The organism is Candidatus Clostridium helianthi (assembly GCF_045310795.1).
Classification (GTDB): domain Bacteria; phylum Bacillota; class Clostridia; order Clostridiales; family Clostridiaceae; genus Clostridium; species Clostridium helianthi.
The window spans coordinates 1-12,946 of record NZ_JBJIAB010000053.1 but is presented as its reverse complement, the minus strand read 5'-3'; the positions used below and the strand labels follow the sequence as shown (position 1 = coordinate 12,946).

Genomic DNA, 12,946 nt, shown 5'->3' with positions numbered 1-12,946 from the left:
TACTTATTAAGTCACATTCAAAAAATAACAAGTTCATTTACCAGCTTATTTTCACCTATCCTTCGGAAGTAGACTGACCTAATAGACTTGATATGATGAGATCAATTTACCTTCTTGAGTGATGAAAAATATTCATGGTAGTGTTGCACTTAAAATTTATTTTCATGTGCCTAATATCCCACCCTCAGAGGATATTATCGGTGTATAAAACAAGGTATCCCGACTTAACTTCATCCTAATTTCAAGCCTTCCCAATTTCTCAGTGGCACGTTAGACATAATCAAAAAATAACAGATTGGACTTGTTAATTTTGATTATGCCTTTGATTTCGTCAGTTTCACGGTTACTGGGGTAGTTGAAGAATTTCACTCCATTCCCTTATTACTTAAATGCAGACTATAGTTTGCATTTATTATAATTAAAGTATTTGACATAAAAAGATTATACTATTCATAGTAAGTTTTAGCAATAAACCAACTATAATCTATACTTAGGCGTATAACTCACCGAAATGAATAATATACTTTTGTTCCAGTTTCTAGGTAATTCTGATGGGTGATTCTAAGGCTATAAAGTTGCACCCAAAGTGCTAGCATCAAAGAACAAGCTTTGAACTAGCACATTTGGAACAACTTATAGCCAAGGAATCACATCCATCAAAATTACCAATGAAACATTCCACAAAAGTATATTACTCATTTCTGGTTGGGAGATATTTCATAATTTATGATTGCGTTATCTATATAGATATCTAAATTATTAATTAGATTTATTATGAGAACATATTTCCACATTTACTATATATAAATTATTATCTTTAGCTGGAAATCATAAATATATTTGTGGAGAAAACATTTGAAAATGAGCTGTTAAAGGTTCTTAAGCAGAGAACCCAAATCTTTGATTTGGTGAGAATCGCTTACTCAGTGAACGAACGTGAGTCGAGCTTCCCTAGGAAAGTTGGAGCATGCTAAAGTGTATACAACCTGCCGCTTAGAACCTTCAGCGATATTTTCATAGCTTTTCGGAACAAAATATTTATGATTTCGGTAAGTTATCACATAAATTTAGTTTTAAAGTTAGGTATCCATATCGATAAACAATTTAAGAATCTTATTTATACTTTGAAATAAATACCGTACTAGAAAGTAGAAACATTTTTATGCAACAGGCATTGAAAATGAGCTGTTAAAAGCCCTTAATTGTAGGTTGTTCCATTAATGCTTGTCACAATGAAATTGGGAGCAAGCATTAGTGGTGAAACCTGCAATTTAGTGCTTTCAGTGAAATTTTCATAGTCCTGTGAAATAACAATGTTTCTATTTTCGGTGGATTATCGCATAAGTCTGAGTTATATACTGTTTATCTATAAAATGCTAAATAAAAATATTACTTTATTGGAAAAAATTCTATAAAATGACTCTAAAATGATGTAAAATGTTTGGTAGGTTAATAAATTTATTAAAATGAATTACGAGGGCGATTAAAGTGATTAAAAAAATATCTATGTTAATAACATGCATACTATGTATTCTGATTTTTTCAGGGTGTTCAAAGAATCAGGAGATTATTACTAAAACAGCATTGAAAATGGATACAGTTTTTCAGCTTAAAGCATATGGTCCAAAAGCTAATGAAGCTATAGAAGCATCTCTTTCAAGATTAGATGAGATTGAGCAAATGGCAAGTGTGACTATAGATAGCAGTGATATAAGTAAAATTAATCAAGCTGCAGGTAAAGAATATGTACAAGTACATCCTGAGATTATTAAAATGCTTGAAACCGCAGTTAAGTATTCTAAATTGAGTAATGGTGTATTTGACATAACTGTAGGCCCACTTGTAAATCTTTGGGGAATAGGAACTGATAACGAAAGAATACCTACAGATGAAGAGATTAAATCAAAACTACCGCTAGTTGGATATAATGATATCAGTATAAATGAAGAGAATAATAGTATTAAGTTACTAAAAGAAGGCATGGCAATAGATTTAGGTGGAATAGCTAAAGGATTTGCCGCAGATGAAGTGTTAAAAATTTATAAAAATTACGATATTAAAGGCGGGATCATAAGCCTTGGAGGTAGTTCTATATATACAGTTGGTCAAAAGCCAGATGGAACACCATGGAATGTTGGAGTTAAGCATCCTAGAAAAGACAGCGATCAAGATTATGTGGGAATAATTAATTTATCAGAACAAGCACTTTCTACTTCTGGGGATTATGAAAGATATTTTATAAAGGATGGTAAGAGGTATCATCATATATTAAACCCAAGCACAGGGTATCCAACAGATAATGGTGTAATGAGTGTAACTATAGTTGTAGACAGCAGTATTCCTGATAGTAATATGCTTGCTGATATTTTAACCAAAACTGTTTTCATAGCAGGTGTAGATAATGGTTTGAAATTTATAGACAGTTTGCAAGGTGTTTCGTGCATGGCAATAACTTCTGATTATAATATTTACAAATCTTCAAATTGGAATATAAAATTAGATAAATTAGATCCAGAATTTAAATTTGCCAATTAATTTTTTTATTATGCCTCAGGCTAGTATAAATTTTACAATATGTTTACATACTGACAATATAGGAGGCTATAATATGAAAATGAAAACTAATCAAAGAGCCTTAATTTTATTAGTCATTATGTTTATAGGTTTTATAATTACTTTGTTTCCACAAAATACACCTATAATAACTATATTGCAAAGTGGATTTGAAGCTGGAGTGGTAGGTGGATTTTCAGATTGGTTTGCAGTAGTAGCACTTTTTCGGTATCCCTTAGGAATTCCAATTCCACATACTGCACTTCTGCCTAGGAATCGTAAAAGAATAACAGACGGTTTAGTATCAATAGTTGAAAACAACTTGCTCAATAAATCAAGTATTATAAATAAAGTACATGAATTAGAAGTAGTGAAAAAAATATTAAATATATGCAAAAAAATTATATGTTCTAAGCAAGGAATAGAAGCAGGAATGTATATTATTAAACGTGCTATAGAGCATATTCCTATAGAAAAAGCTTCTTCATCTTTGCTTAAACTAATTCAAAAATATTTGGATAAATTAGATTCTAAATACTTTATTGAAAAATTAATTAGCATATTCTTAATAAATAATTATGAAGAGAAAATTTTAGATAATTTACTTATTAAGCTTGAAGAGATAGTAAAGCAAGAAAAAGTGAAGAATGAGCTTGGAAATATAGTATTCAATTCTATAAATAAACTAAAGATAAGTGGAATAATGCAATATTCATTAAATACAATCTTAAATGTTTTAGGAAAAGATAAAGTAGGAAAAATAGCTCAAGATTTAGTGGTTGTAATATTAAAAGATTTAAAAAAACATGATAATACCAGCAGAATTACACTGATTGAATTAATGCAGAGCAATATAAGAAACATAGGTAACAATGAAGAAGTTATACAAAAAATAGATGAGTATAAAATGATATTAGGCAGTAATGTTGAACTAAATAACTTTACAATAAAGATATTAGATGAATTAAAAAATACAATATTGGGCTATGTTAAAGAAGATTACATAAGGGATAATATACTCCCAATGCTAAATAATTTAATAGACAATATATCAGAAGATATTGACTTAATAAATAAATTAGAGCAGCAGATACAGGAACGTGTATCAGGTTACATAAATTCCAATCATGAAAATATAGGCAGGTTAGTTAGAGATAATATTGAAAGATTAGATACTGAAACTCTTATAAAATTGATTGAAGAGCGTGTAGGCGATGACTTGCAGTGGATAAGGATAAATGGTGCTATTTGTGGTTTTGCGTTGGTCTGGTATTAGGAATAATTAGAGTTTTGTAAATATTAAAAGCACATGATCAGTGTTTATTTATTAATAAGAGCATCTGCAAGTGGAAAATTGCACTGTTAAAAAATAGAGTTTCATAATGTTTTTTAGTAGATTTTAGAGCAGATATTATTGTTGTAGAAGAAGGGTACTGAACTTATAAAGAGAATTGCAAATAAAGAAGATCTATAAATGGAGAATGTAGAATAACTTGTGTAAATTAAATATTTGATATTTTATATAACTGGAAATTTCATTTCCAGTTATATTTTTGTCTTTCTTTTGAAATACTAAAACTGGATATTATTATATTTTTAGTTTGTGTCAAAAGAGACAATATATACATAGTTTAATAAAATGGACAAACTATACTGCTAACGCTTCGTTGATTCTTTCTTTAAACATTATTTCAAACTTTAAAAGTGTAATACCCCAGTTTGGAAGAGGTGAAGTCCATTTTTTCATAACCTGGTCTGTTGCTAAATACAATGACTTTCGTAATGAATCATCAGTTGGAAATACAGTTCTAATCTTAGTGAATTTTCTTAGTTGTCTATTAAAACCTTCAAGTGTATTTGTAGTATAAATCATCTTTCTAATTTCTTTGGTATAAGAAAAATACGTAGATAATTTATCCCAGTTTTCATACCATGAATCAATTACAGAATCATAAAGATTATCCCATTTTTTCTTCAATTCATCGAGCTGCGCTAGCGCAATTTCCTCTGTATCTGCCTTATAAACAAGCTTCAAATCTTTCATAAATTCCTTTCTGTTTTTATAAGAGACATATTTTATCGAATTTCTTATTTGATGTATTATACAATTTTGAATACATACCTTTGGAAAAACAGCTCTTATTGCGTCTGGTAAGCCTCTTAATCCATCCATACATGCAATTAAGATGTCTTTAACACCACGATTATTTAAATCATTGCATACACTTAACCAAAATTTTGCGCCTTCAGCTTCGCCTATCCAAATTCCTAAAATATCTTTATAGCCATTCATATCAACTCCCATACAAATGTATGCTGCTTTAGAAACAATTCTATGTTCGTCTCTTACCTTAAAATGAACCGCATTCATATATACTATAGGATATACTGGGTCTAACATTCTGTTTTGCCATTCTGCTGCTGCATCCATCACTTTATCTGTTATTTTCGATATCATTGATGGAGAGATATCTATTCCATAGAGCTCTTCGAGTTCGGATTGAATGTCTCTTGTAGACATTCCTCGTGCATACAAACCAATTATTTTCTTATCTAGCTCACTGCATTCTGTTTCATACTTTCGAATTGCTCTTGGCTCAAACTCTGATTTTCTATCTCGTGGAATATCTATAGGCACCTCCCCGTAACTACTTCTAACATCTTTTTTAGAATATCCATTTCTATAGTTCTTTTCGCTTTCGTTATCGGCTCTTTCATACTTCTCTCTGCTTAAATGTTCATCCATTTCGGCTTCAAGCAATTGTTGCATAACATCCTTTAATAGCTTTTGCATCAATCCATTCTTGCCTACAACATCATCCATACTTTTACATTTTTTGATTTCTTCTTGATAATTAATATCTGGTACTTTCATTTGGAATCCTCCCTTGTCATTTTAAAGTATATTATTCCAAATCTACCATCAAACAATACAAAAAAAGAATGTAGTAGATTTGTTTTACACAAATCTAGCTACATTCCCTATAAATGCAATTCTGTATTATTATTATTATTATTATTATTATTATATATGTTGCAATTCACATTTCACATTTCACAATTTACAATTACGGATAAAATTCTTGCAATATTTTTAGAATTATGATTAAGAATTATTTTTGTAATATATATATTATTATTATTTACATTTCATGAACAAAATTTCTTTTACAGTCTCCTCAAAAGGTATTGAAACATTTTTAATATTTCCTGTACTATCATAATTAAAGGTCACATCAACCAAGTAATATTCCATTATTGTCATGGTAAAAATGTCATAGCATTTATGATTAAGTGTATAGTCTATATTATTATAAATTAATTTTAAGCTATTATCCTTTATTTCGATTTGTAAAGAACCATATGCTGGATTTTCATATATGCCAGTATACTCTTCAAGGGAGTGAGATGGAGTTGAGTTATCTTTTTTTGATTCTATTGTAGGTTTAGTAGCAGCTTCCATTGCTTTCATCATCTTTTCAGCTTCATCCTCTAGTTTTTCACAAAAATCACTATGTTCATAGCCTAAAAGCTTGTCGTATATATGGTATGCTATAGGCATTGCACAGACAGGATTATTTAAATTAGTAAGAATAACTACGCCAATATCCTCATCTGGAAGAAAGCTTGTATAGGAGCAAAATCCATCTATATTTCCACCATGGTTAACATGTTTTCTTCCTCTATAGGCTTCAACAAACCAGCCTAAGGCATAAGATGAAAATTGTAATTCATCAAACTTTAAAGGGATTAGCTCACAAGGTAGTTGAGGTGAATGTAACTCACTTATAGTTCTTTCAGATATAATCTGTTTTCCGTTTACTTTACCTTTATTTAAATGAAGGCTAAGCCATTTTAACATATCAGTCAAACTTGAATTCATAGAACCAGCAGGAGCAACAGAATCTAGTTTTCTAAAGTCTATTTGATTAATTTCTTCGCCTTTTTGCGCATAGGGCTTACTGTAATCAGAAGACTCTTTTAAAGCATCTACTGAGAAATTTGTGCTGTTCATACCAAGAGGTTCAAGAATTCTTGATTTTACGAATTCTTCCCAGGTCATTCCTGTAACTAGTTCAACAAGGTAGCCAGCTGTGGCATACATCAAATTATTATATTGCCATGTTTCTCTGAAATCCTTACTAAATTCCAAGTATTTAATTCTATCTACCAGTTCTTTTCTGCTTAAAGAAGGATTTGTATACCATAAAATATCATGTCTAGGTAATCCAGAACGATGACAAAGCATGTCCCTTAATGTAAGATGTTCTTCAGCATATTTATTTTGCATTTCAAAACTAGGCATGTATTTTTTTATAGGAGTATCAAGATCTAGCTTACCTTCATCTACTAATATACCTATTGATAGTGATGTAAAAGATTTACTTGCAGAACCTATAGCAAATAAAGTATCTTTTGTAACATTCAAATTTTTGTTAACATCGCGCAGCCCTAACCCATTGCAATATATTATTTCATCATCTTTAATAATACCTACAGTTATTCCAGGAATTTTCCACTTATTCATATACTCAGATAAAAAGTCATTAAGATCTTGAGAGTTATTAGATAGAATATCATTCATAATATTGTACCGCCTTTATTTATTTTTTATTTTCCTTCATTTCTAGCCCTATCAAATTCATTTAATGCTCTCTTTTGTATTTCAAGTGTATCTTCACCCATGTCAAATTCAGCTTCTTCTTCAAAACCGTCTTGTTCTTCGCCATCAAATCTATATAATTTCTTTAATAACGTCCATAAGATTTCCATTTCTTCAATGGAAAAGCCTTTAGAAAGCATCCCAAAGAACTCCATCGATTTTTCGGCACCTATCATCATGGCATTTGTTCCAGCTTCAGTTATTTTCACATTAACTGCACGTTTATCATATTGGCTTGGCATAGTAAGGACATATCCTTTGTTCTCTAAATTAGTAATCAATTGTTTTACACTCTGTTTTGTTGTACCTAATTTTTTAGCAATATTATTTAGAGTTGTTTCATTTTCAGGTAAATGAATAATAGCAACCATCGCCATAAGCTGTCTGCTAGTTAAAGGCTCACAATATTCATCGCCTTTAATTTGAATTTTATTAGTAAGAGAAAACAGAGTTGCGTATATTTGTTGTATCAAAAAAAGCGCTTTATAGTTATCCATAAAATATCTCCTCCTTAGTTGGACAATATACTGTCTAAAGTTACAATAGCATATTATTCCAATATAGTCAATATACTGTCTATTTGTTTTCAGTCATACTTCATTATAAACAGAAAGGACTTGAATAAGAAAAAAGGAATAGGGGATATTGCTTAGTACTAGTAATTGGTACTATAACTATAATATTTTTGAATCTTTTTTGTAGAAAAAGTTATTTAATGATATTACCTGAAATAATGTTTTGGATAGGCTGTGCAGTTATCATTGTTGGAATTATATTGAGGTTGTATTCAGTATTGACACTTGAAAGATCTTTCACCGTATCAGTGCAAGTGGATTTAGACCAAAAAATAATTCAAACAGGTCCATATAGATACATTAGGCACCCTGCATATAGCGGAAGTATACTATCTTTAATTGGAATAGCATTAGCTCTCAGAAGCATAATTGTAACTATAACAATTATTGCTGTCATTTATAGATATAGAATTAAGATTGAAGAAAAGATATTAGAAAATAACTTCAGGACACATTATAAAGAGTATAAGAAGAATACTAAAAGGATTATTCCATTTATTTGGTGAAAATATAGTTTAATGATATAAAAGCAAGAATATATTTATTGGATATTAATTATAGGCGTGTTAATAAATTAATCTTAATCTATTAATACTAGATTAGAATTTTTCTATATTATTTTTTATATCAAGTACAATTTCTTCAATTATATCTTTAATTTGTAGATTTCTAGTTCCAGGAATATAAATGCCATGTTTTTGTAATGGGAGTATATATTTAGTACAATCCATATTAAATATTGCATTGGAAATCATAGTAGTAATTTCTCCGTTTATACCTCCACTACAGATTATTCCGATTGGTCCTATTATACCGTCTATTTTAGTTGTCTTGCAAAATGAACTGATCGCCCTTTCACCGCTTATACCAACATTTGCACCAGCTTGTACCATTTTTGAGGTAGCAAATGAGTTGGTACCAAGTGCAATAATATAAACATCATTATCTATTTCTTTACGAATCCTCTTTATGATGTTTTGACCAAGGCCTGCACCTTGTGCATCTATTACTGCAATTTTCATATTAATGATCATTCCTTTCGCTATGATTAAGAGATATAATTTAATAAAAGTGGTTAATGTATAAATAAAGTAGTGCTAAACTATAAATAAGATTTTTATTTATAGTTTCTGATATTATTCTATACCTTGAAGTTAACTACAAGTCAAGTGCTTTTTAGTAATATTAAGTGATTGGTGGTCACATATTTCATAAAAAGACTATATAATTTTAAATTGACCGAAATTAATCTGTGATTTTATTCTTAACATATATTATTATAGAATAAAGAAAAGAGATTTCATATGATTATTGGAAACACAAAATAATAAAGTTATTAAAAAATTGCAGATATGAGGTGAATAAATGAAAATTAAAGTTGTAAAACAGCTGCTAGAATTAAACGAAAATTTCAACAATGATATTAAAGAAATTTTAAGAAGTAAAAATGTATACTTAGTAAATGTGATGGGTTCACCAGGGACAGGCAAAACAAGTTTGATTATAGAGTTAATAAAACAATTAAAGGATAAATTTAATATTGCTGTAGTTGAAGGCGATATTGCGGGACAAGTAGATGCTGAAAAAATTGATTCACTTGGAATTTCTGTCATTCAGCTTAATACAGAAGGAGAGTGCCATATAGAATCAAAGGCAATTTATAATATCTTAGGATACTTTGATTTAGATGAAATTGATTTGATTTTTATTGAGAATATTGGTAATCTTGTCTGTCCCGCTGAGTTTGAACTTGGTGAAGATTTTAAAATTGCTGTTTTAAGTATTCCAGAAGGTGATGATAAGGTTGAAAAATATCCATTACTATTTTCTAAAGCTGATGCAGTTGTATTAAGTAAGTATGATATGATGGAATACTTTGACTTTGATGACAATAAGGTAGAAGAAAATGTTAAAGAATTAAATCCATTGGCAGCCACCTTTAGAATATCATCGAGAACTGGACAAGGATTAAATTCGTTTGTTACATATATTGAAGAAAAAATAAAAACAAGAATTCAAAGGTAATTTAATATTTACAATTTTGGAATTGTATAGTATCATAAAATTGTATACTACGAGGGTATACAGTTTTTACACAATATATATGGCAAAAATAATTCTTCAGCGTAATTCTAAAAATATTAAAAGAATTTTAGCTGTAATTGTGAAATGTACATTGTGAATTGCAACATATATAAATTAATAGATTAATTTGGATTATTAATAACCACGAAGGTTGATTGCTTTATTTGTAATCAGTTTTTGTGGTTTTGTTTTTATTAAAAATTGGGTATATTGAGGAAATAGCAAGTCTAATTATTTTAACATGCTTTAAAGGAGGAATTAAAATGCATATTCCAGACAATTATCTAAGCCCAGCTACCTGCGCAGTTATGGGTGCGGCAATGATTCCAGTTTGGACAAGAGCTGTAAAAAAAGTAAATAAAGAGGTAACTAAAAAGAAATTGCCGCTTATGGGAGTAGGTGCATCACTATCATTTTTAACAATGATGTTCAATGTTCCGTTACCAGGCGGAACCACTGGACATGCTGTAGGAGGAACTTTAATTGCAATTCTTTTAGGCCCTGAGGCGGCATGTATTTCAGTGACGATAGCACTTTTGCTTCAAGCATTACTATTTAATGATGGAGGTATTTTAGCCTTTGGAGCCAATTGCTTTAATATGGCATTCGTCATACCATTTGTAGGTTATTATATTTATAAGTTTTTAAAAGAGAAATTTAAGACAGAGAAAGGAGAATATATTGGGACATTTATTGCATCGTATATTGGAATAAATTTGGCCGCTTTATGTGCAGCAATAGAATTCGGAGTACAGCCATTACTTTTTAAAGATGCAGCAGGTATACCGCTATATTGTCCTTATCCTTTATCAATTACTATACCTTCAATGCTTATTCCACATCTTGTAGTTGCAGGAGTATTAGAAGGAATTATAACTGTTGGCGTATTAAGCTTTATAAAAAAGGTTTCACCAGGAATTATTTATGAGGGAGCTACTACAAAATCAAAGCCTGTATATGGATTAATAATAGCACTAATATGCCTCTCACCATTAGGGTTATTAGCTACAGGTACAGCTTGGGGAGAATGGGGAACTGATGAAATAAGTTCTGTAGTAACAGGTGGTAATGCGTTAGGATTTATACCTAAAGGTATGGAAAATGGATTTAGCTTTAATGCATTAATGCCAGATTATTCTGTTGCAGGTCTTCCAGATAATTTTGGATATATTTTATCTGCAGTTGCAGGGGTTGCAATACTATTGTTAGTATTTAGAATAATAGCAAGTATGAAAAAGACAACAAAAGTATAAAGTGAAACTTGATTCAGGTGAGGTGATTTAAATCTGAATCTTAGTTTAACTTATATGTGCTCCATCAATTCAGCAATATGTAGTGAAACAAAAGTGAGAGTCCAAATTTTATATTTGGGTTCTCTTTTAAATGTGCCTAATATATGTTAAAAGAAAGGAAGTTATTAATGCCAGAATGGCTTTTAAAAAAAGACAATTATACACCGCTAAAAGACAAGAATTCTTTTATAGATAAGAGCATTCTGTCAATATTTAATGTGCTTGCTATGTTTAGGCAGCAAACTAAAATAAGAAACTCTAAATTTGGAATTAACCCATTAACTAAATTAATATCAACGCTCATACTAATTATTTTTGTTTCCTTAAGCAGAAATCTTCACTTTATTGTAATTACAACTGTGTTTATGCTTGTGATAATAAATCTTTTAAGTATAAAAGAAATAAAATATGTTGTCAAAGCAAGTATGGCGGCGGCAATTTTTACGTTTATTATTTTGTTACCAGCTATTTTTTTAGGTTATAGCAATAATACCTTAATGATCACATTAAAAGTATTAGTTTCAGTTGCTTCTGTCAGTATATTAACTTGCACTACTCAGTGGAATGAACTAATAATTACTTTAAAAATATTTAGAATACCAGATATATTTATTTTGGTACTTGATATTACTATAAAATATATTATAATTTTAGGCGAATTTTCATTAAATATGGTTTATGCTCTTAAATTAAGATCAGTAGGTAAAAACAATCATAAAAGCACTGCACTTTCTGGAGTCGTGGGAACTATGTTTATAAAGTCTAAAGAGATGGCAGAAGAGATGTATGGAGCAATGGAATCTAGAGGATTTACAGGAACATATAAAGTATATACGAAATTTAAATTTAAGCTATTTGATTATATTTGTTTTATTATTACCATAATTTTTGTGTTAACATATTTTTATTTTGATAGGTTGTGATTTAATGATTGATATAAAAGATGCGAATTATTCATATGATGCTGAAGTTACCGCACTAAAAAATGTAAACTTACATATTGATGCAGGTGAAGCCATTGCCTTAATAGGTGTAAATGGAAGTGGGAAGTCTACATTAATGAAATTAATCAATGGATTAATAATTGCTGATAGTGGAAGTTATTTATTTGAAGGTGAAGAAATTAATAATAAAAAAATGCAAAATGAAGAGTTCTCGAAGGCTTTTCATAAAAAAATAGGTTTTGTTTTTCAAAATTCAGATGTACAGCTATTTTGTTCAAATGTATATGATGAAATCGCATTTGGGCCAAGACAGATGGGAATGGATGAAGAAGAAGTTAGAAAAAGGGTAGAAGATACTCTAAAATTACTAAAAATTGAAGAATTAAGAGATAGACAGCCATATCATTTGAGCGGTGGAGAAAAGAAAAAGGTTTCTATAGCTACCGTAGTAGTTTTAAATCCAGACGTTTATATATTTGATGAACCAATGAACGGACTTGATCCTAAAACTAAGAGATTTTTAAAAGAATTCATGATAGCTATAAATAATGCAGGAAAAACTATTTTATGTTCTACCCATGACTTTGAATATGTAAAAGGGGTATTTAAAAGAGCAATTGTTTTTTCAAGTAATCATTCAATTATTAGAGATGGTGATTATGATGAGATAATGAACGATAGTGAGTTTTTATATGACAATAACATTATATAATGTTTAAGCTATACTGAAAATAATATAAAGAAAGAACAATACAAGTTACACTACTTTACAATAAAATTAACTGACTCCGTCATGCGAAGCAATAAAATCTATTACATCTTTAGCAGTTGATA

General features: G+C 29.7%; 11 protein-coding genes and 1 riboswitch. Of the genes, 7 read left to right on the top strand and 4 right to left on the bottom strand.

The genetic code is table 11. The features are described from left to right. Positions 1–196: 196 nt before the first annotated feature. A riboswitch (cobalamin riboswitch) is annotated at positions 197–418 on the bottom strand. Between the two features lie 1,070 nt (positions 419–1,488). Further along, the gene (locus tag ACJDTP_RS24960) at positions 1,489–2,535 is read left to right on the top strand and encodes an FAD:protein FMN transferase (RefSeq protein ID WP_406762770.1); all 1,047 of its coding nucleotides are present in this window, start codon (positions 1,489–1,491) and stop codon (positions 2,533–2,535) included. Between the two features lie 73 nt (positions 2,536–2,608). Then, the gene (locus ACJDTP_RS24955; protein WP_406762769.1) at positions 2,609–3,829 is read left to right on the top strand and encodes a DUF445 domain-containing protein; all 1,221 of its coding nucleotides are present in this window, start codon (positions 2,609–2,611) and stop codon (positions 3,827–3,829) included. Between the two features lie 372 nt (positions 3,830–4,201). On the opposite strand, the gene ACJDTP_RS24950 is transcribed toward ACJDTP_RS24955, so the two are convergent. The 3 genes from ACJDTP_RS24950 to ACJDTP_RS24940 all read right to left on the bottom strand — a co-directional run bounded on the left by ACJDTP_RS24950 (position 4,202) and on the right by ACJDTP_RS24940 (position 7,713). Beyond that, positions 4,202–5,428 (bottom strand): IS256 family transposase, encoded by a 1,227-nt coding sequence (locus ACJDTP_RS24950; RefSeq protein WP_406762768.1) that lies wholly within the window; start codon positions 5,426–5,428, stop codon positions 4,202–4,204. Positions 5,429–5,692: 264 nt separating this feature from the next. Continuing rightward, positions 5,693–7,138: a serine hydrolase gene (locus ACJDTP_RS24945; RefSeq protein ID WP_406762767.1), complete on the bottom strand. Its 1,446-nt coding sequence runs from the start codon at positions 7,136–7,138 to the stop codon at positions 5,693–5,695. A gap of 26 nt (positions 7,139–7,164) precedes the next feature. Continuing rightward, a complete protein-coding gene (locus ACJDTP_RS24940) occupies positions 7,165–7,713 on the bottom strand; it encodes a MarR family winged helix-turn-helix transcriptional regulator (protein ID WP_039773788.1) in 549 nt (182 codons plus the stop codon). 164 nt (positions 7,714–7,877) lie between these two features. On the opposite strand from ACJDTP_RS24940, the gene ACJDTP_RS24935 reads away from it, so the two are divergent. After that, the gene (locus ACJDTP_RS24935) at positions 7,878–8,297 is read left to right on the top strand and encodes a methyltransferase family protein (protein ID WP_077868790.1); all 420 of its coding nucleotides are present in this window, start codon (positions 7,878–7,880) and stop codon (positions 8,295–8,297) included. A gap of 93 nt (positions 8,298–8,390) precedes the next feature. Here the strand turns inward: ACJDTP_RS24935 and ACJDTP_RS24930 are convergent, their stop codons facing one another. Continuing rightward, on the bottom strand, positions 8,391–8,813 hold the full coding sequence (locus tag ACJDTP_RS24930) for a DUF3842 family protein (RefSeq protein WP_077840974.1): 423 nt from the start codon (positions 8,811–8,813) through the stop codon (positions 8,391–8,393). Positions 8,814–9,156: 343 nt separating this feature from the next. On the opposite strand from ACJDTP_RS24930, the gene hypB reads away from it, so the two are divergent. The 4 genes from hypB to ACJDTP_RS24910 all read left to right on the top strand — a co-directional run bounded on the left by hypB (position 9,157) and on the right by ACJDTP_RS24910 (position 12,824). After that, positions 9,157–9,816 (top strand): hydrogenase nickel incorporation protein HypB, encoded by a 660-nt coding sequence (gene hypB / locus ACJDTP_RS24925; RefSeq protein ID WP_078116839.1) that lies wholly within the window; start codon positions 9,157–9,159, stop codon positions 9,814–9,816. Positions 9,817–10,139: 323 nt separating this feature from the next. Further along, positions 10,140–11,129, top strand: coding sequence for a cobalt transporter CbiM (gene cbiM, locus ACJDTP_RS24920; protein WP_078116838.1), 990 nt, complete (start codon positions 10,140–10,142; stop codon positions 11,127–11,129). 167 nt (positions 11,130–11,296) lie between these two features. Next, positions 11,297–12,091, top strand: a complete 795-nt coding sequence (locus tag ACJDTP_RS24915; protein ID WP_406762766.1) for an energy-coupling factor transporter transmembrane component T — start codon at positions 11,297–11,299, stop codon at positions 12,089–12,091. 4 nt (positions 12,092–12,095) lie between these two features. After that, the gene (locus ACJDTP_RS24910; RefSeq protein WP_406762765.1) at positions 12,096–12,824 is read left to right on the top strand and encodes an energy-coupling factor ABC transporter ATP-binding protein; all 729 of its coding nucleotides are present in this window, start codon (positions 12,096–12,098) and stop codon (positions 12,822–12,824) included. Positions 12,825–12,946 lie beyond the last annotated feature (122 nt).